The 26,221-nt window shown below is 45.8% G+C and carries 18 protein-coding genes, 1 tRNA gene and 1 pseudogene; 11 read left to right on the top strand and 9 right to left on the bottom strand.

From position 1 onward, the window contains the following. Positions 1-66 precede the first annotated feature (66 nt). Positions 67-2,127, bottom strand: coding sequence for a sensor histidine kinase (locus AACR11_RS09090; protein ID WP_079324676.1), 2,061 nt, complete (start codon positions 2,125-2,127; stop codon positions 67-69). A 178-nt stretch (positions 2,128-2,305) separates the two neighbouring features. On the opposite strand from AACR11_RS09090, the gene AACR11_RS09085 reads away from it, so the two are divergent. Beyond that, complete coding sequence (locus tag AACR11_RS09085) at positions 2,306-3,655, top strand: sigma-54-dependent transcriptional regulator (protein WP_029789604.1); 1,350 nt, start codon at positions 2,306-2,308, stop codon at positions 3,653-3,655. 64 nt (positions 3,656-3,719) lie between these two features. On the opposite strand, the gene brnQ is transcribed toward AACR11_RS09085, so the two are convergent. After that, positions 3,720-5,030, bottom strand: a complete 1,311-nt coding sequence (brnQ, locus tag AACR11_RS09080; protein ID WP_029789603.1) for a branched-chain amino acid transport system II carrier protein — start codon at positions 5,028-5,030, stop codon at positions 3,720-3,722. 836 nt (positions 5,031-5,866) lie between these two features. Between brnQ and AACR11_RS09075 the strand changes: the two genes are divergently transcribed. The 3 genes and pseudogenes from AACR11_RS09075 (at position 5,867) to lhgO (ending at position 10,324) form a co-directional block, all read left to right on the top strand. Continuing rightward, the gene (locus AACR11_RS09075) at positions 5,867-6,877 is read left to right on the top strand and encodes a TAXI family TRAP transporter solute-binding subunit (RefSeq protein ID WP_005374185.1); all 1,011 of its coding nucleotides are present in this window, start codon (positions 5,867-5,869) and stop codon (positions 6,875-6,877) included. Positions 6,878-6,965: 88 nt separating this feature from the next. Next, positions 6,966-9,089, top strand: a pseudogene (locus tag AACR11_RS09070) (TRAP transporter permease). A gap of 8 nt (positions 9,090-9,097) precedes the next feature. Continuing rightward, positions 9,098-10,324: an L-2-hydroxyglutarate oxidase gene (gene lhgO / locus AACR11_RS09065; RefSeq protein ID WP_017188535.1), complete on the top strand. Its 1,227-nt coding sequence runs from the start codon at positions 9,098-9,100 to the stop codon at positions 10,322-10,324. 47 nt (positions 10,325-10,371) lie between these two features. Here lhgO and AACR11_RS09060 read toward each other — a convergent pair whose 3' ends face one another. Further along, positions 10,372-10,779: a cystatin gene (locus AACR11_RS09060; protein ID WP_029789600.1), complete on the bottom strand. Its 408-nt coding sequence runs from the start codon at positions 10,777-10,779 to the stop codon at positions 10,372-10,374. Positions 10,780-10,948: 169 nt separating this feature from the next. Between AACR11_RS09060 and AACR11_RS09055 the strand changes: the two genes are divergently transcribed. Both AACR11_RS09055 and AACR11_RS09050 read left to right on the top strand, forming a co-directional pair. Continuing rightward, positions 10,949-12,193 carry an NADH:ubiquinone reductase (Na(+)-transporting) subunit B gene (locus AACR11_RS09055; RefSeq protein WP_029789599.1) on the top strand — a complete coding sequence of 415 codons (1,245 nt, stop codon included), beginning with the start codon at positions 10,949-10,951 and terminating at the stop codon, positions 12,191-12,193. 296 nt (positions 12,194-12,489) lie between these two features. Next, positions 12,490-13,890, top strand: coding sequence for a tryptophanase (locus tag AACR11_RS09050; protein ID WP_005453331.1), 1,401 nt, complete (start codon positions 12,490-12,492; stop codon positions 13,888-13,890). Between the two features lie 97 nt (positions 13,891-13,987). Here AACR11_RS09050 and AACR11_RS09045 read toward each other — a convergent pair whose 3' ends face one another. Together AACR11_RS09045 and AACR11_RS09040 are read right to left on the bottom strand one after the other, a co-directional pair. Continuing rightward, positions 13,988-14,599: a DUF2913 family protein gene (locus AACR11_RS09045; RefSeq protein WP_009703776.1), complete on the bottom strand. Its 612-nt coding sequence runs from the start codon at positions 14,597-14,599 to the stop codon at positions 13,988-13,990. Between the two features lie 29 nt (positions 14,600-14,628). Then, positions 14,629-14,712 (bottom strand) — tRNA-Leu (locus AACR11_RS09040). Between the two features lie 561 nt (positions 14,713-15,273). Here AACR11_RS09040 and AACR11_RS09035 point away from each other — a divergent pair. The 3 genes from AACR11_RS09035 to AACR11_RS09025 all read left to right on the top strand — a co-directional run bounded on the left by AACR11_RS09035 (position 15,274) and on the right by AACR11_RS09025 (position 18,864). Then, positions 15,274-16,482 carry a NupC/NupG family nucleoside CNT transporter gene (locus AACR11_RS09035; RefSeq protein WP_029789598.1) on the top strand — a complete coding sequence of 403 codons (1,209 nt, stop codon included), beginning with the start codon at positions 15,274-15,276 and terminating at the stop codon, positions 16,480-16,482. Between the two features lie 208 nt (positions 16,483-16,690). Beyond that, positions 16,691-17,965 carry a sugar phosphate nucleotidyltransferase gene (locus tag AACR11_RS09030; RefSeq protein WP_005453335.1) on the top strand — a complete coding sequence of 425 codons (1,275 nt, stop codon included), beginning with the start codon at positions 16,691-16,693 and terminating at the stop codon, positions 17,963-17,965. Between the two features lie 101 nt (positions 17,966-18,066). Beyond that, the gene (locus AACR11_RS09025) at positions 18,067-18,864 is read left to right on the top strand and encodes a helix-turn-helix domain-containing protein (protein ID WP_029789597.1); all 798 of its coding nucleotides are present in this window, start codon (positions 18,067-18,069) and stop codon (positions 18,862-18,864) included. Between the two features lie 39 nt (positions 18,865-18,903). Here the strand turns inward: AACR11_RS09025 and AACR11_RS09020 are convergent, their stop codons facing one another. Together AACR11_RS09020 and AACR11_RS09015 are read right to left on the bottom strand one after the other, a co-directional pair. Further along, positions 18,904-19,989 carry a DUF3541 domain-containing protein gene (locus tag AACR11_RS09020; RefSeq protein WP_029789596.1) on the bottom strand — a complete coding sequence of 362 codons (1,086 nt, stop codon included), beginning with the start codon at positions 19,987-19,989 and terminating at the stop codon, positions 18,904-18,906. Positions 19,990-20,058: 69 nt separating this feature from the next. Beyond that, on the bottom strand, positions 20,059-20,667 hold the full coding sequence (locus AACR11_RS09015) for an alpha-ketoglutarate-dependent dioxygenase AlkB family protein (RefSeq protein WP_029789595.1): 609 nt from the start codon (positions 20,665-20,667) through the stop codon (positions 20,059-20,061). Between the two features lie 139 nt (positions 20,668-20,806). On the opposite strand from AACR11_RS09015, the gene AACR11_RS09010 reads away from it, so the two are divergent. Beyond that, the gene (locus AACR11_RS09010; protein WP_005453344.1) at positions 20,807-22,165 is read left to right on the top strand and encodes a diguanylate cyclase; all 1,359 of its coding nucleotides are present in this window, start codon (positions 20,807-20,809) and stop codon (positions 22,163-22,165) included. A 378-nt stretch (positions 22,166-22,543) separates the two neighbouring features. Here the strand turns inward: AACR11_RS09010 and AACR11_RS09005 are convergent, their stop codons facing one another. Beyond that, positions 22,544-24,100 carry a DUF3612 domain-containing protein gene (locus tag AACR11_RS09005; RefSeq protein WP_009696875.1) on the bottom strand — a complete coding sequence of 519 codons (1,557 nt, stop codon included), beginning with the start codon at positions 24,098-24,100 and terminating at the stop codon, positions 22,544-22,546. A 174-nt stretch (positions 24,101-24,274) separates the two neighbouring features. Here AACR11_RS09005 and AACR11_RS09000 point away from each other — a divergent pair, with 174 nt between their 5' ends. Next, positions 24,275-24,853, top strand: coding sequence for a malate synthase (locus tag AACR11_RS09000; RefSeq protein WP_009696876.1), 579 nt, complete (start codon positions 24,275-24,277; stop codon positions 24,851-24,853). Between the two features lie 124 nt (positions 24,854-24,977). Here the strand turns inward: AACR11_RS09000 and gefA are convergent, their stop codons facing one another. After that, the gene (gene gefA / locus AACR11_RS08995; RefSeq protein WP_005453351.1) at positions 24,978-25,991 is read right to left on the bottom strand and encodes a diguanylate cyclase GefA; all 1,014 of its coding nucleotides are present in this window, start codon (positions 25,989-25,991) and stop codon (positions 24,978-24,980) included. Positions 25,992-26,221 lie beyond the last annotated feature (230 nt).

Genomic DNA, 26,221 nt, shown 5'->3' with positions numbered 1-26,221 from the left:
AGATCGTGTTTTTCTCAAACGACGGGGATGCTTAGTTCTAACGGTGGTTTTGTAATCGATCCAAAATCACGCTGACTTGAACAATAAAGTGAAAATCAGCCCATTTTGTTCATTTTTATTCACGATAATTTGCCCGTTCATATCGCGCATATTATTAGCGGTGATCGCTAATCCCAGTCCTAATCCCTTACCAATTTTCTTTGAGGTTTGGAATGGTTCGAACATGGATTCAAGCATTTTATCCGAGACGCCGCAGCCATTATCACTTACCGTGAGCTCTACTTGATTGTCGGTTGGAGTGACGATCAAACTCAGCTGTGGATTGGCGGTTTGGTCCATTGCATCCAATGCATTCGACACAAGGTTGCCAAGGACCTGCAGAAGCCGTTGTTCTTCACCCATGATGTTAGGTAAGTCATGAGGAACGCGCACACGTACGTCCACGTTCTCTAATTGGGATTGGTACACCCGCAAAGTATCTTCGAGTGCAGAGGTGAGAGAAATTGCCTGTAAGCTTTCTGGTTTGTTGTAGGCGAACGTCTTTAGCTGACTGGTCATGCTTGCCATGCGATCAATCAGCTTCTGTACCAAAACATTGTTGGCTTTCATCATCTCCGTTTCGCCACGTTCTGCCAACAGTTCGTTTGTGGTGAGCAGGGTACGCAAGCCTGTCAGTGGCTGATTGAGTTCATGAGTGATCGCGCTCGACATGCGACCCAAAGCGGCCATTTTGCTCGATTCAATCAACTGGCTTTGCGCTTCTTTTAGCGCTTGAGTACGCTCTTCTACCCGCTGCGCCAGCTCTTGGTTTACTCGTTGCAGCGATTGCTCAGCTTTTTTCCGCTTAGTGATGTCGATGATTGTTGCAAGGAAATACTGCTCACCATGCCAAGGGAAACTGGTCAGCGAGAACAGTACAGGGAAGACGCTACCGTCACTGCGTCTGGCAATGGTTTCAACCGTGCTGATCTCTGCGAGCTCTTTATGTTTAGGCAAGTCCTTTAGTAACTTAAGTGTGGTGGAATTGGGATTACCTGCGTCGAATAATTCCCAAGCAAAAGCGTGTCGATTGACGCTTTCTGGCAAACAGAACAAGCGCTTTGCCATTGGGTTGAGATCGAACAGTTGTCCTTGTTCATCAATCAATAGCAAACCTACGTGGGTCTTATTGATCATCTGTTTCAAGCGGCGTTGGGACTCTTCCAATAGGGCTTGAATTCGCTGTTGGTTGATGTGCTTTTGGCGACGTTGTAGACCAATGATGACGAGTAATACAACCAATAAGAGCAGCGCCGCTACGCTCCAACCAATCACGTTTATGGTTTGTTGAATCGGCTTAGAAGGGGTGAGGTAGCTGACGTACCAATTCAAATCATCCAATTTAACGGTATGCGCAAAGTAGCGTTGTTGGTTGAGCGTCCACACACTGATATTGGTGTTGTCGTATAAGCGTTGCGTTTCTAACTGAACGGTGTTGCTCGGTTCGTTAAACCAGTCAGCGTTATAAAGCGAGCTACTCGATAGGAAAAAGCGTTGTTGGCGATTTTGCAACGTAATGATGTCTTGGCTAGTAATGGTCTGTTCGGTCAACAGGCTGAGGTTGATTTGCACCACCACAATGCCTGCGATATCCAGACCGTCGTAGATAGGGGCTGCAAGATAATACAACGGGCTCGAACCTTTGGTTTTGTTCACCAAGGAAACACCGCCGCCTTGATTGTGAATTTGTTCCACAATGGCTTTCCGGTCAGACAGGCTAAAGCGCTCTTCGATCAAACTCGATACCAATACTTCGCCAGAGTTAGACAGGATTAACCACCCTTCTGTATTGGCAGCTTTATCGAGTTGAGTCAGCTGGGTTTGCAACGGTTCGTAATAAGTTCGGTTTCCTTTCACAAACGCGATGGTTTCTGGATTGTTGGTAACAAGGTAAGGCAGATGGTAGAAGCGTTTAAGTGCACGGCGAACTTCACCAATATAGTCGAGCAGCTTTTGTTGAGCTTCGGTTTGAGTTTGCACACTTAACCATTGACGGGCGACCTCTCTACTGGCGCTATAGCAAGACAACATCAGCACTGCCGCAATTGCGACCACAAGCCATGTTTTGCCATTCCTTTTGCGCTGCATACCGACTCCATTCAGCTAGTGCGTTCTCACCGAGAGTCATTAAAGAGTGCGCCTAACTGGTTGGATGTTAAAGACTTGTAAGCAAGAAGTGAGATCTAGCTCCTTTTCTCCTCAGTGGTTTTTGCTACCGTTAACAAAGAGCGATTTCTTTCCCACCCAATAAAGCAGGCAGTAACTCATGGCTTTTGACGACATCCCTAAAATTGCACTTATCGAAGACGATGACATTGTTCGCCAAGCTACCAGTCAATGGCTGCAACTGGCGGGGTTCGACGTGACCGCGTTCAGTTTGGGGGAGGAGGGCAAAGCCGCCATTCTTAGCCAAGAATTTGATGCGATTGTCAGTGATGTTCGCCTGCCGGACACCGATGGTTTGTCGATACTAGAAAGCCTGATTGCCAATCACATTCCAACGCCGATTATCTTGATCACCGGACATGGTGACGTTGATATGGCGGTAGGCGCATTACAAAACGGTGCGTTCGATTTTATCGAGAAACCTTTTCAACCTGAGCGCTTATCCCAACGAGTGACCGAAGCGGTAGAGAGCTATCGCGCACAAACGTCTACTCAAGATCGCCAAGAGTATCTATCTAGCGTTAGCGGCTTAGAAGAAGTGCTGATTGGGCGAAGCCGAGTGATGCAACAGCTTAGAGAACAAGTTGCCAAGTTAGCACGCATTGATACTAACGTGATTATTTACGGTGAAACAGGTTGTGGTAAAGAGCTGGTAGCGACCAGTTTGCACAATGAAAGCCAACGCAGCCCCCATCATTTTGTGCCAATCAACTGTGGTGCTATTCCTGAGAACCTGTTTGAAAGTGAGCTGTTTGGGCACGAAGCAGGGGCATTTACCGGGGCAGGTAAAAAGCGCATTGGTAAATTGGAATACGCGGATAAAGGCACCTTATTCTTTGATGAAATCGAGAGTATGCCACTGTCTATGCAGGTGAAAGTCTTACGTTCATTACAGGAACATACGGTTGAGCGCGTTGGGGGTAATCAGCAGATCTCGGTTGATTTGAGAGTGATCGCCGCTGCGAAAGAAGATCTCAATGATCATGACGAGTTTCGTCAGGATTTGTACTACCGCCTCAATGTGGCGCAGATCTATTTGCCACCACTACGTGAGCGAGAAGAAGACGCGTTGATCTTGTTCGAACACTTTGCTCTGAAAAGTAATCCAGGGAGTCGTCCGCTGAGTGAAGCCGATAGAAAAGCCATTCTTGCTTACGCTTGGCCCGGTAACGTGCGTGAGCTGAGGAATGTCGCGATGCGTTTTGCACTGGATGAAACCGTCTCCGTGATGGAAATTCTCTCCAGTCGACCATCTTCTACAACCGAAGAGACACAAGCAGGCGTTCCATTGGCGATTCAGCTACACAACTTTGAACGTAAAGTGCTGCATGACTCGCTAGTTCGACACGAAGGACGAATTACGGATGTGATGGTCGAGCTAGATTTACCGCGCCGAACCCTCAACCAAAAGATGCAGAAGTTTGGTTTAAATCGCTCTGACTATACATAGAAAAAACGGCTTCTGAGGAAGCCGTTTTTTGTTGAGGTACTTATTTGTTAAGGTACTTGCCAATCTAGGCTTGGTTTACCAACTCGGTGTGTTGTTGGTTTGCCTTGCGGGTAAAGACTACACCTACAACCACCATGACAATCGTCGGAACAATCCAGCTTGCAAAGTAGTGGTACAGCGGCATGTTGCTGTCTAACCATTGGTTTGCGGCTTCTGGCATGTAACCTAGGATGTGCAGCGCATCAACACAGCCAAACGTTAGAGCAGTGAACGCTGTCGCGACGACCATGATTTGCGACATCTTGTTGCGCACTGGTGCCATGATCATCAATGCAATCGCTACTGGGTGAAGCGCCACAACCGCTGGCAATGTGATAGCCAATAGTTGCTCCAGACCTACGTTGGCGATCAAACCTGCCAACACCATGGTCGTGATAACGCAGCCTTTGTAGTTCACTTTGCTGAAAGTGTTGTCGTAAAACTCACTGCCTGCTGTGGTTACACCGATAGCAGTAGTCAAACACGCTAATACCATCACGGCACCAAGTAATAGTGAACCAAATGCGCCGAAGTGGCTGAAGGTGAATGCCGTTAAGATGTCGCCACCATTGCTGAATTCAGAACCTAAGTATGAGCTTGTTGAGCCAATGTAAGCCAATGAGATGTAAACAAATGCCATGGCAACGGCGTACATCAAAGCTGCAATTAGCGTGTATTTTGCGGTGGCTTTCGGACAATCCACACCCATGCTGCGAATCGCTCGGAAGATGATCCAACCAAAACCGATAGAACCTAGCGCGTCCATGGTCATGTAGCCTTGGGTTAAGCCTTCAGCAAATGCGCCAGATACATATGGTCCCGTTGCAGTAGTAAGCTCGCCGGCTGGATAAACCAGAGCGGTTACAGACATGATCACTAAAATAGCCATCAATGCCGGGGTTAAGATCTTGCCTAGGTTGTCGACTAATTTGCCCGGGTATAGCGCAAACAAAATGGTGATAACACAGAAAGCAATTGTGAAAGGTACCAAAGCGGCATCACCAAACATTGGTGCAAAGCTAAATTGGTAAGCCACGGTAATCGCACGTGGTATTACGAATGCAGGACCAATCACGATAAATACCATTACCCAAAAACTGGTCGCCAAAGGTTTAGGTAGGGCGGCGGTTAATTTGTCTGAACCGTTTACGATAGCGACCATCACCAGTGCCATTGCAGGCAGACCTACGCCCGTTAAGAGGAAGCCAGACATCCCGCTCAGAAAGTTTTCACCTGCTTGGTAACCCAAAAATGGAGGGAAGATCAGGTTACCCGCGCCTAAGTACATGGCGAAAGTCATGAAGCCCAAAGCGGCGATATTGCGTGCGCTTAACATTGTTATTCCTCTTATGTTTCGCTTGGAAGAAACTGAAAGGAATGGGAGGAGTATGTGGTGTTCCCGTCAGCTTCTTCTCAAGCTGACAGAAAGTTTAGATATAGCCTGTCAGCTCTGAATCAGTTCCAGAGAGAGCAGGAGGATCGCAGCAGCAACGCCAGATGGGCGTTTTAAAGCGAATTGTGATTGCGCAGTTGCTGACATGAGTGATCCTTAGTGACAAAAAAGCACCAAGGAATACGTTTGCCTTGGTGTGTAGTTACCCTAACGAACATGAGGCTATTGGCACAACCCCGAAGTAGAAAATAAGTTGATACGGTCAATGTTTGTTTCTGAACTGGTGGATCGAACTGGTTTTTAAACTCAAAATCAGAATAAATGACTTTTCATTTCATTAACATGGATTGTTTTGCTGTATTTTTGTGCTATTTGTAGTCGTTTAGGCTATAAACCTCCGCTGGTAAAGTGAGCAGTTTAGAATGATGCGCTTTTTATTCTTATTGTTAAGACGCTCATTAGTTGTAGTCCAATCCAAAATCACGTCGGCAAAATATTGCTTATCAGCCAATCGTGCATTTATTTTGTCTTGATCACATTTTATTAACCTTTTGCGATCTAGGCGTGCAACCTTCTCCTCTTGAATAAGCAAGATCTTGCTCATCGCTTTGCTATCAAGTCAGCATAATTTTGCTCATTTTTGATGTCTTTCTGTACTTATATCAATAAATACAATGACTTAAAAGTTGGCATTTCAATTGCTCTAGGGAGTTTGTTGTTAATAAAGATTTAACATGATGTAAATCCCCAATCGTGGAACGACTACACGGAGAGTAATAATGAAAATGAATAAGCTGGTAAAAGCTTTGGCTGTCGCTGTGACTTCTTTTGGTATTGCTGCTAACGCTGCGGCAGAAGATCGTAGTTACATTCTTGCAACGGCATCGACAGGTGGTACTTACTACCCTGTGGGCGTAGCGTTGGCGACGTTAAGCAAAGTGAAATTGGCACCAAAGCACCACTTCTCCCTTTCTGCAATCAGCTCTGCGGGCTCTGGTGAAAACGTCAAACTGCTGAACGAAAACGAAGCACAGTTCGCGATTCTACAAGGTCTTTATGGTGCGTGGGCTTGGTCTGGTGAAGGTCCTTATGAGAAGAGCGGTCGTCAAGAACAACTGCGTTCAGTCTCTATGCTGTGGCAAAACGTTGAGCACTTTATTGTTCGCTCTGACTTAGCAAAAACTGGCACAGTGACTGACCTGAACAACCTAGATGGCAAGAAGTTCTCTATCGGTAAGAAGAACTCTGGTACTGAGAACTCGGGTCGCCAAATCATGAAAGGTCTGAAGGTAGACCCTGATAAATTCAATCTTGCTTATATGGGCTACGGCGGCAGCGCGAGCGCACTTCAAAACGGTACCATTGACGGCATGAACACGCCTGCAGGTGTACCTGTTGGTGCGGTTACTCAAGCTTTTGCTGCGTTGGGTAAAGACATTTCGATTCTTTCGTTTACTGACGAGCAAATCAAAGAGGCGAACGGTAACTACAACCTATGGACGAAGTACGAGATCCCAGCGAACACGTACCCGGGTCTAGATAAACCGATCACCACCATTGCACAGCCAAACTTCTTGGCTGTTCGTGAAGATATCTCGGAAGAAGACGTTTACCAGCTAACCAAAGCGATCTACGAGAACCTGCCGTTCCTACAAGGCATCCACAAAGCAACAAAAGCAATGGCGATTGAGAAAGCGATTGCTGGTTTGCCAGTGCCTCTTCACCCAGGCGCAGCGCGTTACTACAAAGAAATGGGCATCGAAATCCCATCAGACCTAATGGCGAAATAACGCCAACTTCGCCTCGAGTTTCGGCTCGGGGCATTTTATCCCTATCGATTTCTAAGATGGAAAAAGCCGCCAGAGCTTGGAGTATGAGATGAGCGACTCAATAGAAAAGGAATTGCAGAAGTTTGAGCTGCCCACGCGCACTGATTTTCCGTGGGTAACCACTACAATCACTGTGTTTGGCGTGGTGTTGTCTGCTTTGCACATTTGGTTTAATACCTTATCGACGTTACCAGAGTTATGGATTTCCGCGACCCACTTTGCTGGCTTTGCGGTGATTTGTGCGCTTTGGTATCCGGCTCATATCTCTCTCAAGCAGAGTAAGGTTGCACTCGGCATCGATGTGTTGATTGCCATAGGCGCGGTCGCGTGTTTGCTCTACATTCCCTATGCCGAAGATGCGCTATATGAACGCGGTGTTAAGTTCGTGACCAGCGATTGGGTCTTCGCCATCATGGCAATCCTGATTGTTATTGAGCTGATCCGACGCACCATGGGTTGGTTTATTCCTGTGCTGATTGTGGTGTGTTTAAGCTACGTTGTGCTTTGGGGTAAGTGGGCGACAGGTATTTTCCACTTCCCGGGTTTGAGCATGGAAACCTTGCTCTACCGCAGCTTCTAGTCTTCTGAGGGCATGTTTGGCTCTATCTCGCGCATCAGTTGGACTTTCGTATTCATGTTCATTCTGTTTGGGGCGTTTCTCGTTCGCTCTGGTGTCGGTGATTACATTATCAATGTGGCACGTGCTGCGGCTGGCAAAATCATTGGTGGTCCCGGTTTTATCGCAGTGATTGGCTCTGGTTTGATGGGCTCAGTATCCGGCTCAAGTGTGGCAAATACGGTTTCCACCGGTGTTATCAGTATTCCTTTAATGCAAAAAGCAGGTTTCCCTTCGCGCTTTGCGGCGGGGGTGGAAGCTGCGGCGTCAACAGGTGGTCAGTTGATGCCTCCAGTGATGGGCGCGGGTGCTTTCATCATGGCGTCTTACACGCAAATTCCTTATGTCGATATCATCGCAGTTTCTTTTATTCCTGCTCTTATCTATTTCTTGTCTGTGGCGTTCTTTGTGCGTATCGAAGCCAAACGCAGCGGCGTTCAAAAAATCACGACCAGCGATGAATCTCTACTGAAAGTGTTGATCAGCGGTTGGCACAATCTTATCCCACTGGCGGTATTGGTTACTTTGTTGGTTCAAGGCTTTACGCCAACTTACGCTGCGGGCTTGTCGATCATTTCTGTGGTGGTGGCTTCTTGGTTCTCGAAAGATCACAAGATGGGACCAAAAGCGATCATCGAAGCGCTATCGCAAGGTGCGAAAAACATGGCGACAACAGCCGTATTGCTGGTGGGTATCGGTTTGGTGATCAACGTGATCAGTACAACGGGCATCGGCAACACCTTCTCATTGATGATCGACGGTTGGGCGAATGGTGATTTGTTCATCATGATCGTTCTGATTGCGCTCGCTTCTCTTGTTTTAGGTATGGGTTTACCCGTGACAGCGGCGTATATTGTATTGGGCACACTGTCCGCCCCTGCGCTTTACAAGTTGATTGCGGAAAACCAATTGCTTGAATTGATGGTGTCGGGTCAATTGCCTGAACAAGCAAAAGCCATCTTCATGTTGGCGGCGCCAGAAAAGTTGGAACTGCTAAATGCACCAATGGCGTTGGAAACCGCGAAAGAAATGGTGGCGCTAGTACCTGCGGACTTTATGGAGACGCTACTAGAGCAAAGTTTGGGTATGGAAGCAGTAGGCTTGGCATTGCTGGCTGCTCACCTCATCATCTTCTGGTTATCGCAAGACAGTAACGTAACGCCTCCAGTGTGTTTGACCGCATTTGCAGCGGCAACCATCGCGAAAACACCGCCAATGCGCACCGGTTTGATGGCATGGAAAATCGCCAAAGGTTTGTATCTTGTGCCGTTACTTATTGCCTACACAGGCTTAGTCAGTTGGGATGTGACGTCGGTGATTACTGTAGGCTTCTTTGCCATCATCGGTACCTATGCATTGATTGGTGCGATTGAAGGTTACTTGGAAGGTCCTCTAAACATTCTGACGCGTCTCTTTTTGGTAGTGGTAGGTATATTGCTGGTTTGGGACGACATCCCAATCTTGGTTCGTGTGGCAAGTTGCGCGGTATTTGTCGCGGTGTTCATTTACAGTGGTCGCAAGTTCAAATTGCAACAATCTCAACTATCGGTTTTATAAGAGGTCGTATGAAATCAGTCTATGATTACATCATTGTTGGTGGCGGTATCGTTGGTGTGTCGACAGCATGGCAACTGCAGCAACGTCACCCAGACAAATCCATTTTATTGGTTGAGAAAGAGTCCGGTTTTGCCAAGCACCAAACCGGACACAATAGTGGCGTGATTCATGCCGGGGTGTACTACGCTCCGGGCAGTTTGAAAGCAGATTTTTGTAAGCGTGGGGTAGAGCGAACCATTTCGTTCTGCGCTGAGCACGATATTCCGGTGGAGAACTGTGGCAAGTTACTGGTTGCGACCAACGAGCAAGAAGTCGAACGCATGAATGCCCTCTATGAGCGCTGTCATGTCAACGGCATTGACGTAAAGCTACTCGATGAAGTCCAACTCAAGCTGGCTGAGCCAAACATCACTGGCTTGGGCGCGATTTATGTCAAAACCACCAGTATTGTCGACTATCGTTTGGTCACTGAGCAGATGGCGGAAGAGTTCCAAAAGCTCGGCGGGCAAATTAGCCTGAGAACTAAAGTGGTGGCTGCCGAAGAGAAGGACGAAGAAGTCCAATTGACCTGCATTTCAGACGGCCAAACCATGCAACTTAATACCAAGTTCTTGGTTACTTGCAGCGGCTTGATGGCGGATCGCATGACTAAGATGATGTCTATTCCAACCGATTTCCAAATCATCCCTTATCGTGGTGAATACTACCGTTTGGATAGTAAGCACGACCAAGTCGTGAATCATCTTATTTACCCAATTCCAGATCCTGATTTGCCTTTTTTGGGTGTCCACCTAACTCGCATGATTGATGGCAGTGTGACTGTTGGTCCAAATGCGGTGCAAGGCTGGAAGCGAGAAGGGTACGACAAGGTCAACTTCAGCTTGCAAGATACCATGCAAATGCTCAGATTCTCCGGTTTCTGGAAGGTAACACAAAAGCATCTAAAAACCGGATTGGATGAGTTCAAGAACTCGTGGTGGAAGCCGGGCTATCTCAAACTGGTCAATAAGTACTGCCCAAGCATCAAGGTCGAAGACCTCAAACCATATCCTGCGGGTATTCGCGCGCAAGCAGTGTTATCCGATGGCACTTTGGTTCATGATTTCTTGTTTGCCGAGAGCGCAAGAAGCCTACACGTTTGCAATGCCCCATCTCCCGCAGCGACATCGGCAATGCCTATTGGGGAGTACATTTGCGATAAAGTGAATGAGAAGATAGAGGCGAAAACGGTATAAAACAAAGGCGACTAAACTGTCGCCTTTGTTGTATTTGAATCTGGGAATTAGGAGTTGCCATCTTTAGGGCAAAGTTCGCCCTTCTTGGCGTGTCTTTCGATCATGTAATCGCCGCGGGCGCTGTGCAACACAATCGCATTCCACACTTCCCCGTCTTTGAGTTCAAACTCCATCGCGTAGTGTATGCCGCCAACGACTTGAGTTCTTACATCATTGATTTGTTTTAGCTTATCCGTCGCGTTCATTTGATGCAGAATCATACTGAGTGAGCGCTCCGCATCTGGTGTAACTTTCGCAATCTGCCAACCACCTGGTACACCACCTTGTGAGCTGCAGATGGCTTGCATTTTCTTCTTCAAAGCTGGTGACATTTGTTTGTCGACTGCAAATGTGCTGGTTGCAAATGGCAGGGCAGATAACACCAAAACAGCCGTCCACATCATCCTTAACTTCATAATTCACTCCGTTGTTTTGTTATTGATTGAGTATAAGCACGACTTTCACGGTTTACATAATCACGAGGCATTCCGTAACAGCTCATAGATACGTATCGGAAAGATGAAAGAGTTAAAAACGATCGCCTTTCGATGGCTATTCGTAACACTCTTTAGAGGAGGAGACGTTATGAGTCTGAAGCATTATTTTGAAAAGGTCTCACCAAAGTTTGAACCAGGAGGCCAGTATCACAAGTTCTACCCACTCTTCGAAGCTGTTGTAACCCTTTTTTATACGCCGGGTAAAGTGAATCATGGCGTTACCCATGTTCGAGACAGCATCGATTTAAAGCGCATCATGATCATGGTGTGGCTAGCCGTTTTCCCTGCGATGTTCTGGGGCATGTACAACATAGGGCAACAATCCAGCAACGCTCTGCTCTATGTCTTTGACCAAGTGGCAGCGCAGCAAGCCATTGATGCCTCTTGGGGGCTAAGCTGGGTTTGGGGCTCGGTAGAAGTCGCAAGCCAAGCAGGTTGGGCAAGTAAAATGCTTGTCGGCGCCACGTACTTTCTGCCTGTCTACGCGACAGTGTTTGTGGTTGGTGGGTTCTGGGAGGTGCTGTTTGCTATCGTTCGTAAACATGAAGTGAATGAAGGTTTTTTTGTCAGTTCTATTCTTTTTGCTTTAATTCTCCCGCCTACCATCCCATTGTGGCAAGCCGCGTTGGGTATCACTTTTGGCATCGTAGTGGCGAAAGAAATCTTTGGCGGTACGGGGCGTAACTTCCTAAACCCAGCATTGGCTGGTCGCGCGTTCTTGTACTTTGCTTATCCCGCTAACATGTCTGGCGGCGCTGTTTGGGTTGCGGCAGATGGTTACTCTGGCGCTACACCGCTGAGCCAGTGGTATGAAGGTGGTCAAAGTGCTTTGACGAACAACATGACGGGACAACCAATCTCATGGATGGACGCATTTGTTGGTAACCTTCCGGGTTCAACGGGGGAAGTCTCGACCTTGTTGATTGCGCTCACAGGTTTGGTGCTGATCTTTATGAAGATCGCTTCGTGGCGAATTGTTGCTGGGGTCTTTGTGGGTTTAGCTGTGACATCGCTACTGCTTAATGCGATTGGCTCGAATACTAATCCTATGTTCTCTATGCCGTTTTACTGGCACTTTGTGATTGGTGGTGTTGCGTTTGGTACCTTCTTTATGGCGACAGACCCAGTATCCGCTGCGTTCACTAACGGTGGTAAGTGGGCTTACGGTATCTTGATTGGTGTGATGACGATATTTATCCGTGTACTCAACCCCGCCTATCCGGAAGGCATTATGTTAGCGATTCTGTTTGCCAACTTGTTTGCTCCTTTGTTCGACTACATGGTCAAAGAGAACAACATCAAACGCAGAATGAAAAGGGTGAGACCTTCGTAAAATGAGGTAAGCTTCACTGAAATTTGGTTGAGAACTGCACTATATTGAAAAGGTCAGAAACATGGGGTTTCTGGCTTTTCTTTTTATCAGGAGGACGAAGACGATGAGAATTAAGGATATTCTCGATAGCCGTTTGGTGCTGTCGTTCTGGTACAACCTAGACTACTGCTTGTCTCTTCTTAGCAAAATCTCTGCACGTTAATTTCCTCAATGCTTCCGCATTGAAAAACAATTTATCAGTTTGTTTTTAATCTTACGCTTAAGTGCGTAGGGTCGTGCGTATAAGGAAATTAACAATGAAACGTATCCCAGAACCGTTCCGTATCAAAATGGTAGAGCCAATCAAAATGACGACCTTGGCTGACCGAGAAGTTGCCCTTAAACAAGCGGGCTTCAACCCATTTCTTCTTCGTAGTGATGATGTCTACATCGATCTGCTGACCGACTCTGGCACTGGTGCTATGAGTGACAATCAGTGGGCAGGCATCATGATGGGCGATGAGTCCTATGCTGGCAGTCGTAACTATTACAATTTGTGCGATGCGGTAGAGCATTTCTTTGGTTACAAGCTTACTGTGCCAGCGCACCAAGGTCGCGGGGCGGAGCAAATTCTATTCCCAGCTTTGATTGAGCGTATGCGTCAGGTTCGCGGTGGTGAAACGCCCGTATTTATCTCGAATTACCACTTCGATACCACTGCGGGTCACATTGAACTCAATGGCGGTAAAGCGATTAACGTGGTGACGGAAGAAGCGTTTGATACCACCACACCATACGACTGGAAGGGTAATTTTGACCTCAATAAGCTGGTGGCAACGATTGAAGAACACGGTTCTAACAATATCTGTGCGATCATCACGACGGTAACGTGTAACAGCTCTGGTGGTCAGCCTGTGTCGATGGAAAATATGCGCAGCGTGTACGAAATCGCAACCAAGTACGACATCCCTGTGGTGATTGATTCGGCTCGTTACTGTGAGAACGCTTACTTTATCAAGCAGCGTGAAGCGGGTTATGAGAACAAATCGATTCTCGAAATCATTCGCGAGATGTACCAATACGGCGACATGCTCACTATGTCTGCGAAGAAAGACCCGATGGTGAACATTGGTGGTATGTGTTGTATTCGCGATCATCAAGAGCTTTTCCAAGCGGTTCAAACACGATGTGTACCGATGGAAGGCTTTGTCACTTACGGTGGTATGGCGGGTCGTGATATGGAAGCCTTGGCTCGCGGGTTGTATGAAGGTGCGGATGAAGACTATCTTCACTACCGTATTAGCCAAGTACAATATTTGGGTGAACGTCTACGCGAAGGGGGTATTCCAATTCAATACCCAACAGGTGGTCATGCTGTCTTCGTTGATGCGGCGAAGATCTTACCGCATATCCCCGCGGATCAATTCCCTGCACAGGTGCTGTGTAATGCCTTGTATTTAGAGGCAGGCATTCGTGCGGTAGAGATTGGCTCACTGTTGCTTGGTCGAGATCCGGAAACGGGTAAACAAAAAGCTTCAGAACTTGAGTTGATGCGTTTGACCATTCCACGTCGTGTCTACACCAACGATCACATGGATTACATCGCCGATGCGATCATCGAGTTGAAGAATCGTGCTGATGAACTAAAAGGATTGACGTTTGAATACGAACCTCCAGTACTTCGCCACTTTACGGCTCGTTTCCGCGAACTGGATTGAGAACTCTTCGGGTTGTCGATACGTCAGAGATTGATAAACGTTAATTAAGCAAAAAGCCGCGAACTTCGCGGCTTTTTTAACTCATCTGGGTGTCGAGTTATGCTAAATCCAGCGTGATTCGCACAAACTGCTCGTCTTGGTACAGCACTTCGTAATTGAAGGTATTGCTGGCATAAATACTACCTAAGAATAGAGAACGTTGACTCATAGGTCCACGGAAAAGCATCGAAATAGGTGCGATTAAGGCGTTATTATCGTCGAAGTGTTGGTTTAAGTTATCAGACAGAACACATAGCAAACAACCATGTTGGTCGTGGGATAAATCGACATCTTCAGGACGAGAAAGCAGAACCGTCGTACCCAATTTCTTCTCGACTTCGTTGATCAGCAGTAGGTAGCTATCGAGGTGAGGTTGTGGGTTACTAGGTTTATCGGCACCTACACAACGTTCAAGTAAAGCTTCTAGATTGCCATTTTCCCCTTTTGCCTGTTGAGTCAGAGACTTTAATGGCTTTTTAATCAGTTTGTAGCGATTACTTTTGAGCTTAGGCTTAAGCCATTTTTGCAGTAGGTCGTTACGTTCTTTAAGAGGAAGAATTCGCGATGATGCGTGGATTTTGAAGTGCAGGTGTAATAAGGCGTGCACCGCAAGCTCGCTAAGTAATTGATTAGCGTCAGCGGACTGTTTTGCCTGTTTAGAACTTTGCATTACACTCTAAATTCTTTGAAAGAAAGGAATGGTGCCGAGAGAGGGACTCGAACCCTCACACCTAAGGCACTAGCACCTCATGCTAGCGTGTCTACCAATTTCACCATCTCGGCATCATGATGCTCTGAATACACAGAGGCTTCGAAATGAAGCGTTCCAAATTGTATATCCAAAATCCATAGATTGGCGAGAGCAAAATTGCTCATTTTTGGTCTTTGGTGTTCGATTGGACATTTATTGTTCATTTTTGGTGATTTCACTATTCGTCACCCTCCTAATACCCCTATTTTCCCTACAAGTATGACCACAAAATAGCATCTTTGCTTAAATTATGAACGCTTGAACGTTTGCGTAAATAAATGTGATGAATATCTCTTTTTGTTGGCTATACTTGCGACCCGTTTAAGCGGGAATTAGGGTTCGTTGTTCAGGACCCTTACCCATACAAGCCGTCACATGGAGCAGGAAGAGTCGAGAGCTCTCCAGCAGTGAATGACCCCACGGACCGGACCAGCTACGTTCAATTGCTTGTATAAGGTAAAAATAAGATGTCGAACTATCCGTTCTTCCTTCAATTTGGATCTACGAGTGCGTTGTCACTCGATGCGTTGTCCCTTTCTTCTGCCAATGCTTTTGGCATTCCTTTCTTTTTCAACGTTCAGTAGGTCCGATTCATGAGTGTTCTATTTAGTCTATTTGGTATTGTTGCACTACTAGGTTGTGCGTTCCTGCTGTCAGAGAGCCGTTCTTCAATCAATTGGAAAACCGTGTCTCGAGCATTGCTGCTTCAAATGGGGTTCGCAGCCTTGGTGCTCTACTTCCCTTGGGGACAAGCGGCGTTAGCCAGTTTGAGTAATGGTGTCGCTGGGTTATTGAGTTTTGCCGATGAAGGCATCAAGTTCCTCTTCGGTGACCTCGCTTCTACTGGTTTCATCTTCGCGGTTCGCGTTCTTCCTATCATCATCTTCTTCAGCGCTCTTATTTCTGCCCTTTACTACTTGGGTATCATGCAAAAAGTGATTCAATTTATCGGTGGTGCCATCCAAAAGTTCTTGGGGACCAGCAAAGCAGAATCTCTTGTTGCAACAGGTAACATCTTCCTCTCTCAAGGCGAATCGCCACTTCTTATCCGTCCTTTCTTGCAAAACATGACTCGTTCAGAACTGTTCGCGGTAATGGCTGGTGGTATGGCGTCAGTCGCAGGTAGTGTACTAGGTGGTTACGCAGGTCTAGGTGTAGAGCTGAAATACCTAATCGCAGCGAGCTTCATGGCTGCTCCAGGTAGCCTGTTGATGGCAAAAATCATTGTGCCAGAGCGTCAAACGCCAAGCGATTACAACAACATCGAATTGGATAAGTCTGAAGAGAGCAACGTGATCGACGCGCTAGCAAGCGGCGCGATGGGCGGTATGAAAGTTGCGGTTGCGGTAGGTACGATGCTGATCGCATTTGTGAGTGTGATTGCAATGGTGAACACGGGTCTGGAAAACCTAGGCGAAATGTTCGGCTTTGCGGGCATCACGCTACAAGCGATCTTTGGCTACCTATTTGCCCCTCTCGCTTGGTTAATCGGCGTTCCGGGTCACGAAGTATTAGCGGCAGGTTCTTACATCGGTCAGAAAATCGTAATGAACGAATTTGTTGCATTCATCGACTTCGTACAACATAAAGCAATGCTGACTGAACACACACAAGTGATCATCACGTTTGCGCTGTGTGGTTTCGCGAACATCGGTTCTATTGCAATTCAACTTGGCTCTATCGGTGTGATGGCTCCAGAACGTCGTAAAGATGTAGCGAACATGGGTCTCAAAGCGGTAGCGGCTGGTACATTAGCGAACTTAATGAGTGCGTGTTTAGCAGGTATCTTTATCTCGTTATAAGGAACGCCTCCACATAAACAGCCATTCAAAACCCGCCACTTCGGCGGGTTTTATTTTATAAATTATTTGAATGAGAGCTAGGTTAAATATTAGGTAGGCTATTGCTCGACAATATTCATTATTGAGTAAATTCACATCAGGATTGAATAGTGCTTGCGTACGGTTTGCATTTACTTTCTAATTTATTAATAGAATAAGGAAGTCGTACGTGACGTCAAAAGTCGTATCGGTAGTATTAACCGATAAAGGTTGGACAGGGTTAGGTCCACTCACTCAAACATGCTGTAAATCCATCACACCTTTCGTAGGTTCTCACCGTTTAATTGATTTTTCGCTAACCAACCTCATTCAAGCAGGAATAAAGCGTAATCTTGTCCTCAGTCGTTTTTATTGCGCACCGTTAGTTGCTCACCTTAAGCATGCATGGCAGCACTACAAATCGAGAATCGAAGTGCTCGACCCCATTTATTCTCAAGCTAAGTTATTACCTAAGTTGCAACAGAATTGGACTGATGTTTTATTGCAGCATTTAGATGTCATCAATCGACCCTCCGATGAACATGTCTTGCTGGTCGGTGGTGAGCAAATCCATCGCAATTACATTTCTTCTTTGTTGCACTACCATCAAATCCAAAATGCCGAACTCACGTTAGTTGTGGCTCAGGTTCCTGTCGCACAAGCGTCTCAGTATCATGTCGTTGAGTTAGATGAACACCGTCAAGTCATTGATATTCAACACCAGCCCCCAATTCCAGCAGAAATTCCAAACAAACCAGGCTTTGCCATGGTATTAACGGAAAATTACCTCTTTCAGCGCCCCGTGTTGGTCAAAGGTTTGTTCAATAATGCCAAGAAGCTGGATGGTCAGCATGATTTGACCAAGGACATCGTTGCACTGCTTGCGCGTAGAGTAAAAACCGTGTTGTTTGACCTCGGCGAGATTGACGCAAAGCAAGCGCCTATGTACTGGCACAACGTCAATAACATTGATGATTATTGGCGACTACAAATGATGATGCTGGCGGAACAAAGTGATACTAGCAAACCATCTACCAGTGCGTTGCTGAGCCGACAAATTGAATCGCAACGACCAAGCCAATATTGCGATATTGAAGGGATCAAAGTCCGCGTTAAGGACAGCTATATTGCTTCTGGTTGCCATATTGAGGGGGCGTGTTCAATTCGCTCAGTCATTGGTGTGGATTGTGAGCTGGGTAAAAACAGTATTCTGCACGAATCCGTATTAATGGGACGGTGCAAAATAGGAGAAAATAGTCGCATTACACGTACTATCATTGAAGAAGATGTTCAGATTGCTCCGGGTACCGTGATTGGGGAAAAGCCGGAGAGAGACAAAGAACGTTTTCACATTACGGATGGTGGATTAGTCGTGATTCCGAGGGGCAGTCGCGTTGGTTTTGAACAAGAAGCTTCTCCACTGCATGCGAATTACCCCGAAGGCGTTACAGATAACGTCGTGTAATACGGGTATTTTGAGTTGAATTGTGATTGACGTACAGAATCAAGATTTGGTGTGTAAATATACATATTTTCGAAACTAACGGCGTTTGGCTAGGAGAAAAAATGCAGTTCGACCGACTTCAATTTGCTGATGCATTGAAGCACTTTAGAAAGAAATATAAATACTCACAAGACAGTTTGGCGGAGCTGCTTTCTTCTTCACACCGTGTATTCTCTAGCTTGAATCAAGCAACGCTGAGCCAGTGGGAGAGGAGGAAAATAGAGCCGACGTTACTGCGACGTCTCGGGATCGCACATTTCTTTCAGCAACCATATCACTACGATACTCAAGAGCTGAAGAGTGTTAAGAAAGCACTCCAACATCCGGTCAACTTCCAAAATTTAAGTACGGTGTACGAGTATGAGATCACGCATACCAGTCACGTATCTTTGGATAAATTGGAAGGAGAAGATAGATCATTAGTTATGGATTCCCATCAACGTTTGAATGGGAACGAGCTTGTCGAAACTCTGAATGAGCTTGAGCTTCATCAACCTAAAATCTACTGTTTCTATTACCAAAGAATGCTGATTGGACATGTGGTGTATGAACAGAAGAATAACGCCATTTACTTGGTCAGCGTTGTATTTTTGACCAAGTCAATTCGAACTCAATTACTCAATCATATTGCTGAAATTAGTAAAGATTTGATGGTGTTTTTCCCGATTCGGGATCATAGCTTGAATCAGTTTATGGAAGATTGTTTTTTAGAACGATGTTGTTCAAGTCATTGCATCACTTTCTACACAGGAACCAGCCGGCAATTTTTTGAGAACCCAATGATCCGGAGCGTGATGCAAGGATTTCAAGATTTTCGCTTGGTTCGCTACGAGCAAATGCTTAAGAAGCAGAGTGTTTAGCTCTGCTTCCTGATCTCAAACTAGATTCAGTAAGGTTGATTACGACTTGGGTACCAATCCGTATGGTACTGAACTAAACGCTTGTGGTTGGTTTTTTACCGTCGGTGCTTGATGCACTCCTTGCCAATCTAACAGCATGATCGCGAGGACATTACGGTGTTCACCATAAGTTAGGTCGAACTCACCATCCACAGAAGGGATCATGCCTTGCTCAGTATTAAGGGCGCTTTGAATCGCTTGACGCGTTTTTCCAACAACCGGATCGTTATCCAAACCAGCCAACAAGAAAGTAATGCCGACTTCAGCAATCACATCTTCTTTTGAGCGGAGAATGATGGTGTCTATGTTGTCGCGAAAGTAGTCATAGATCCATTGATGATCGGCTTCGTTAACCTGTTTTTGGTAGTACTGAGAATCTCCAAAAATGATGTGTGTCATGCCGTAGATCTTATTGCCGTATTGTTGCGGTGAGAGCTTCTTATCTAGGCTATCTGGGTAGGTGCTTCGGAATGCATCTGTAAACGCTTTAACGACATCTTGCTCGCCGAGTTGACGCAACCAATAAACCTGATTCGCCAACTGAGCTGCCCAAGCCTCAATCATGGCGGGGTCAGTGGCGTAACGAGCAAAGTCATAACGTTTTAGTATGCTTCTCAGCGTTTTGTCTTGCTTGTGTTTTAAACCATACTCATCGGCTCGTGCCATTGCGCCAAGTAAATCAACACCTAAATACAAGTATTCTGGTTGATGTTTGGTAACGGTATAACGGCGCTGCCCGCGCTCGTCTTCGTCGTCATGGTAGCTGGCTAAACGTTCCTCTGAATACAGAAAAATCTGTTCTGGTGTGGTGACATCGCTGGCAAAGCGATTTAAACGGCTGGCAACTTGCGCCATGTCAGTCCATACCGCAGGTAAGTATTTATCATCCAAAGTTTGGCGGTACATACGAAGACCGAAATGCCCTTCTCGAAACGCTGGTAAGGTATAGAGCTGTGACTCATAGGTACTTTTGATCAACTGAGCAGATTGTGAATAGGTCAAAGCTGGAGACTCTTGAGAGGCTTGCGCCTGAAAAACCAGTGAGCATGAGAGCAACACGGCTAAGCTGAGAGGTTTGATACGCATATACACATTCCGTTAGAAAGCCAGAATTCAAACCTACCATCAATGCTTTATCGGTATGTAATGGCTCAGTCAATAGTTAGTCACGATATGGCGGAACGTTAGGTTGATGCGTTCTCCTTTGGTTTTTGCAGTTTTTGGGACAGCATGCTTCCAATGGTGCTGAAGCTCACCTGCCATGATAAGCAGTGAACCATGGCTGAGTTCATACTCTATTTGGGTTTTACAATGTAAATTCCTTAGCACAAACCGACGAGTTTCCCCCAAATTAATCGACGCAATAATCGGGTTTCTTCCCAATTCTGGTTCGTTGTCTTGGTGCCAGCCCATTGAATCTTGTCCATTGCGATACAGATTTGCCAATACTGAGTTGAACGAAACGTCTGCAATGGTTTCGCAGCGTCCTTTGAGATCACTAAGTTCTGTGGTCCAAGGGTGAGGTACCATTGTGAGCCCGGAGTAGGTGTACGCTGCATCGCCGTGCCATGCTTGCAAACGAGGTTGTAGAACTGAGCGACCAAACATCATGATGCTTTCTTGTTGCCAAGGTAGGGTTGTTCGCAATTGGGAAAAGTAATGGTCGGCTTCTGAATGACTCAGAAAGTGAGGATCATGGTAGATCTTGCCTTGTGCTACTTCTTGCCAAAATGAGCTTTTGAATAAATCGCCTTGTACCTGCATCTCACTTTACCTTTCTCTTTTATAAAATGAACAAATATTTATTACCTTTACGATGGCTATTGGTTATTCTTTTAGTAAATAAGTATTTTAACAATAAATAAAGAAAACTCTTGGTTTGCCATGAGTTAGTGGGGAACAGATGCGGTACTCACCGAAGAAGCAAGGTTACTTTGCATTGTTCTTCCTCACTTTTTTTGCCCTGTGCGTTGGAGTTATTGAGCTATTACACCAAAATCAGCTCAGTCTGCACCGAGAGCGAGTTCAAGTTGAGGCCAAAGAACAACTTTCTATGCTCCGTTCCAATTTGGAAGCGGAACTGATGGCTGACATTTATAAAGCCAGTACTCTCGCTACGCTTATCACATTGCTGCCGAACAGCGAAACACACAAGCTGAATTTGGCGGCAAATCGTATCTTAAGCAAAAGTAATCACATTACTGTTATTGGCATCGCAGAAAATGATGTCGTCGGTTATATATACCCTCGAAAGGGCAATGAACGTGTGATTGGTCTTGATTATCGTAGCGTGCCTACTCAATGGGTTCAGGTACAAAAAGCCAAAGACATTGAAGAGATATTTATCGCCGGTCCTGTCGAGCTTGTACAAGGCGGTAAAGGGTTGATTGTGCGCGTTCCTGTGTTCCGCGATCCTCCGACTAATAAAGACTATTGGGGCGTTATTAGTGCGGTAATCGATTTCAATGGTTTGTTGAGAGAAACGGGTGTCATTGATTTTTCTTACCAATATCAAATGACGATGCGTGGCTACGACAGTGGCGGTGAGCTAGGTGATGTTATCTTTGGCAATCCGGGAAGAGAAGAGGACATTTATGCCAAAGAGCAAGTGTTCTTCCCATATGGTGGCTGGAGTCTAGCGGTGTACTCCAATGGTGAGTTAGAACAACAAGTGCCTTGGTATGTATTACAAATGGCGCGTTTAGTTGGCTATCCGATCGTGCTTGCTTTGAGCATTGCGCTCATTGTTATCTATCGCTTATACATTGTAGCGGACAGCCGTGCATTGCATGATGAGCTTACTCAGCTGCCAAATCGTCGTTACTTTATGAAGTCTTATCAACAGCAGTTTGAGATCGCCAAGCGCTATAAAAAGCGTTATAGCTTTGCCTTGGTGAACATCGACCTCGATCATTTTAAGCATATTAACGATACCTATGGGCATGACGCAGGGGACAAGGTATTGGTGGCGTGTGCAGAAAGAATCAAAAGCACATTGCGCCGATCAGATATTGTGGCGCGAATGGGGGGCGACGAGTTTCTTATCATCGTGCATAACCCTAAGACTGAAGAAAACATTCAAGCGTTGTTGAAAAAACTGAGGTTTGCCTTGTGTTCAACGCCGGTGATCTATGAAGAAGAATTGATATACCTGCGAACCAGCATGGGCTACGCGATGTTTGACCCTGAAATGATTTCATCTCAGCAAATGATGAAAATCGCCGACGAGCGAATGTATCAACAGAAACACTATGGCGGCTAAAACGAATGGTATAGCACCCGCTTAAAACATTTAAACGGAAAGCCTCGCACACTTAGCGAGGCTTTTTCATTTAAGCCGTTCTTATCACTAAGAAAGGACATTGCTGACAAAGGGATTAGTAGCAATGCATGTTGTGGCATATTTTGCATTTGTTTGCATTTTGCAAATGCGATTTGCAAAATGTGTGGTTAATAAACCATCAATATGCATCAAGATCGAAGAAAAAACGCAGTTTTAAAAGTTGGCACGCATCGTGCTTTATACAGAGTGACCCTTATTAAGCCGAGGGTCACCTAGCCAACTGACGTTGTTAGTGAATACACATTGTTCACAAGTATATACCGCCAATCACCTCATTGTGATTGGCGTTTTTTCTTTTTAGAGTTCAATAATTTGCCTCTCATCGCCCGAATCATCTGATTCGCCACACTTGTTATAACAACTTGGTTGCCTTGGACACACTGCTCCTCTTGAACAAATCAATCTTGCTTGAGTTTGAATCCCTCGTTCGATCCAATTGATGTTGAGAATTTTGGCAATCGTTGTGAGATCTTTCTTGATGTGCTGTGGAATCACAGTACTACCACCGGAAGACACACACAGTGACTTCAACTCTTCAGCAATCGCAATCGCATCACCACCTTGGGCTGAAATCGCTGGATTGAGGTCAATACCTGCACACAGAACGCGATTATTACCTGCAGGGTCAAATACGTTGACCGATTCACAGCAATAGATGCGGGGTTCGTTACCGACGTTAAGAATCGAAATTTGCGCCGAGCTGGTGTCCAGCGGTTGTGATAAGCGGCGGAATACCGCCCAGTGCTGACAAGGGTCATTGACTTTACGCATGTTCCCCCAAGGCAGAGGGATACCATTACCGCGATATACGGCTTTCAGTTTGCCTGGACCATAGGCATCAAAGTAATGCCAGTGTGGGTATGGCGACACTACCGTCATGCGGCGCATCGCGACAGAAGGCGAGACGCCCGCTTTTTTGTGAACATCAATTTCATAGCCAGAGCGGTCAAGTAACTGACGAAATGGCACTTTCGGACACAACAACGCCCCAGCAAAGAAACTCGACTCGAAATCGCGCCACGCTTGTAAAATATCTTGTGAGTTGAGTTCAGAGTTAGAAACCTGCGAACCGCTTTGTTCCCAGTTGTTCTGGTGACCAATCGACAACACGTTATTCATGCCGTCACTGCTGTGCAGCACTCGGTGCCCAATGTATACCGCTAAGTCGTACTTCAATCGAGTCGGGTAGTCTCGCATGCGCTTGTTGAGGTAGATGGTCCCTGGTGCTTCCATAAACGAGGTGATCAACTGCTTGGCACTCACACCGAGTTCATCAATCACATCTTGTGGCGCGCGGTCTACCCAGCGAATATCCAATCCCATGCTTTTCGCAATATCAATCAGATCCTCTACCGAAAGATTAAGACGTTTTAAGCCAACCTCTTCTGCAGCTCGTTCTAAGTCCGGGAAGTGGTTTTGGTGGTTCTCTTGATGCGCTCGAATCAAGAGATGAGCGAACTGACGCCCCGTGATGCCGGTTTGAGAGAGCATTTCCGGTATCGCGATTTGTAGGATGTCGTTAGAGAATAAAAAGCTTGGTTCGAGCGCCATTCCGTTGATGCCACCACGATTACCTTTGTTGGGGGTAATGGCTTCTAGCTCTGGTTCATCGTCCAAAAACCAAGCGGGTTCTTTTTGGAAAACTTCGGCAATCACTTCCAACATATCAATGCTCGGAACGCGTTTTCCACGTTCGATCATGGATAAGTAAGAAACTGACGGAGCGTATTCAGGATTAATCCTAACGCAACGCGCAGACAAATCTTCCATCGTTAAATGGTTGTTCTTCCTTAGGTTACGAATTTTCGTTCCTAAGAAGTGAGATTGGCGGATAAGACTTTTTGACACAGACATTTTGTAAAATTCACATTGTAAAATTTTTGTTGTGAAATTGTAGTCAATATTTCGCTAGTCTACATAATGAGCAGGCAAGGAAATTAACCATCAACTTCACAGATTTGCCTGAAACTTAAACAGAGGTTTTAAGTTTTTACTCTAGGAAGAGTGTTTAAGTGCGAGGAAACGACGATGAATATGCTGAACTTCGATAAAAAAGACATCCAACAACAAGAACGCCCATTTATCGCTGAAGCCGTATTTGCCGTCGAGGCGGTAAGTGCTGAGCAGCAGAGCGAGAAGCAAGTTAAGGCGAAGCAACTACTGGACCGTATGTTCCCATTGGAGAGTGGGTCACACCAAGATGTATCAAGTTACGTGATCGACTACAGACACGTAATGGCGTACTTCAAGGACGGCACACACAGTGGTCTGAAAAGTCCAAAGCATTTTGTGGCGTACACAGGAGAGAAAGAAGATCCAAAATCGATCCTATTCAAAGATGAATCAGGCAGTCACGTTGAAGTAATGTTCGGTTGTCACAAAGGCACGGGTTGTGTGGAGTTGATGGACATTGACGACATCCAACTGGAAACGCGTACTACCTTTAGCCCTGAGCTAATTGGTAATGCACCGACCGCGATGCGTCATTGGATCAGCTTAATCAAAGGCGATAAGAAAGGAAAGCCAATGGCGTGCAGTGAAGACAAAGAGTACACTGCGAAAAATGGCGACGATTACTTCTTAAGCTACTGCTATAGCATTGATTAATGAGCTAAGAAGTACAGAGAATAACGAGCCAGCCCAAGAAAGACAAAACCCCAAGCACTTGCTTGGGGTTTTGTTTATATTTTCAGCCAGTTCGAATGGCTTTCGCCTGTTCGTTTTGACTGTGTTAAAGCGGCATTACGCGGTTACGACCGAGTTGTTTCGCTTCATACAATTGTTTATCAGCTTTGTTTACGATGCTATCGAGCGTGTCACCAACTTCAAATTCTGCAACACCAAAAGAGGCGGTGATGCTTTGTACTTGGCTCCCTGAACGTTTGTCACGAACACGCAGCTTTTCAATCATTCGACGAAGCGTATCAGCGTATTGTCGACCGATTCGCAGTGACTTGTTTGGTACGATAAGGGCAAACTCCTCACCCCCAAAGCGATAAGCACTGATGCCGTCACGACAACTTTGTTGCAGTCGACGAGCAATGGCTTTGATCACGGTATCTCCGAATAGATGACCGTAGTTGTCATTGAATGCTTTGAAGTGGTCGATATCCAACATGATCAGCGTCATTGCTTGGTTGTTATCGATCAGCATTTGCAGGTCGTTATCGAAAGCGCGACGGTTATACAGGTTGGATAAGCCATCGAACAAGGCGTCTTTCTGCACTTCTGCTAGCTGATTCTTAAGGCGAGAGATCTCTTCGCTAGCCGTTGTGAGTTGGCTATTTAGGAACTTCGTCGAGTGGCGTATTTCACGAGACTCTGCAACAAGCTGACGCACTACATTCATCACTTCTTCGATGCTGAGGCTATTGTCTTCAACTTTTTCTAGTTTGTTAAAGCTCTTATCCACCATGTCGGAGAAGGAGGAGGTGTCGGTAATCGTGTCAGTCATCGAGCTAGATACTTCGCCCAAAAGCACTTCTACATTTGTTTTGAGTTCTTCTAAGCTGGTTTCTGCTTTACTCGCAACATAGCTGTTATAGAGCTGCTTATGCATTGCTGGTGGGCAGACGTCATAGTTCTCAAGAACCATATCTAATTCTTGATTCAGCTCTGGGATAGTTTTGTCTACGTAGGTGTACCACAGTGCGTAGTTGGCTGGTGTTGCCGCTACGTGGTTTTTAATCATCAGTGGTACCGCTTTTTTTAGGTTCGCGGTTGATTTCTTAAATTCGTCGGTCATTTCTGCAGTGTTACAAGCAAAATGGAATTAAGCTAAGGGTAACGGATATAAAACAATATCGCTTTATTTTTTGTCATTTTTGCTTGGTTTTCTTAAAAAATATGAGCAAATAATCAAATGGTTTCATGAATATTAGTCTTGATTTTAAAATTTCATAAAATCCTTCGTAACATTCTATTTACCATAAACACCCCTGATATTAGATGTTAGAAAAATCCTTAGAAAAGCCT

The sequence above is a fragment of the Vibrio sp. L85 genome (assembly GCF_963871815.1).
Lineage (GTDB): Bacteria > Pseudomonadota > Gammaproteobacteria > Enterobacterales > Vibrionaceae > Vibrio > Vibrio harveyi.
Note: the sequence above shows the minus strand (reverse complement) of the source record. Positions and strands in the feature narration are given on the sequence as shown.

What these genes read in the sequence shown, in the direction of transcription:
- AACR11_RS09015 (WP_029789595.1), bottom strand. Translation starts at nt 20,667, where the DNA reads ATGCAGGTACAAGGCGATTTATTCAAAAGCTCATTTTGGCAAGAAGTA.
- AACR11_RS09000 (WP_009696876.1), top strand. Translation starts at nt 24,275, where the DNA reads ATGAATATGCTGAACTTCGATAAAAAAGACATCCAACAACAAGAACGC.
- AACR11_RS09005 (WP_009696875.1), bottom strand. Translation starts at nt 24,100, where the DNA reads ATGTCTGTGTCAAAAAGTCTTATCCGCCAATCTCACTTCTTAGGAACG.
- AACR11_RS09045 (WP_009703776.1), bottom strand. Translation starts at nt 14,599, where the DNA reads ATGCAAAGTTCTAAACAGGCAAAACAGTCCGCTGACGCTAATCAATTA.
- AACR11_RS09050 (WP_005453331.1), top strand. Translation starts at nt 12,490, where the DNA reads ATGAAACGTATCCCAGAACCGTTCCGTATCAAAATGGTAGAGCCAATC.
- gefA (WP_005453351.1), bottom strand. Translation starts at nt 25,991, where the DNA reads ATGACCGACGAATTTAAGAAATCAACCGCGAACCTAAAAAAAGCGGTA.
- AACR11_RS09025 (WP_029789597.1), top strand. Translation starts at nt 18,067, where the DNA reads ATGCAGTTCGACCGACTTCAATTTGCTGATGCATTGAAGCACTTTAGA.
- AACR11_RS09055 (WP_029789599.1), top strand. Translation starts at nt 10,949, where the DNA reads ATGAGTCTGAAGCATTATTTTGAAAAGGTCTCACCAAAGTTTGAACCA.
- AACR11_RS09010 (WP_005453344.1), top strand. Translation starts at nt 20,807, where the DNA reads ATGCGGTACTCACCGAAGAAGCAAGGTTACTTTGCATTGTTCTTCCTC.
- AACR11_RS09085 (WP_029789604.1), top strand. Translation starts at nt 2,306, where the DNA reads ATGGCTTTTGACGACATCCCTAAAATTGCACTTATCGAAGACGATGAC.
- AACR11_RS09075 (WP_005374185.1), top strand. Translation starts at nt 5,867, where the DNA reads ATGAAAATGAATAAGCTGGTAAAAGCTTTGGCTGTCGCTGTGACTTCT.
- AACR11_RS09035 (WP_029789598.1), top strand. Translation starts at nt 15,274, where the DNA reads ATGAGTGTTCTATTTAGTCTATTTGGTATTGTTGCACTACTAGGTTGT.
- brnQ (WP_029789603.1), bottom strand. Translation starts at nt 5,030, where the DNA reads ATGTTAAGCGCACGCAATATCGCCGCTTTGGGCTTCATGACTTTCGCC.
- AACR11_RS09060 (WP_029789600.1), bottom strand. Translation starts at nt 10,779, where the DNA reads ATGAAGTTAAGGATGATGTGGACGGCTGTTTTGGTGTTATCTGCCCTG.
- AACR11_RS09090 (WP_079324676.1), bottom strand. Translation starts at nt 2,127, where the DNA reads ATGCAGCGCAAAAGGAATGGCAAAACATGGCTTGTGGTCGCAATTGCG.
- lhgO (WP_017188535.1), top strand. Translation starts at nt 9,098, where the DNA reads ATGAAATCAGTCTATGATTACATCATTGTTGGTGGCGGTATCGTTGGT.
- AACR11_RS09020 (WP_029789596.1), bottom strand. Translation starts at nt 19,989, where the DNA reads ATGCGTATCAAACCTCTCAGCTTAGCCGTGTTGCTCTCATGCTCACTG.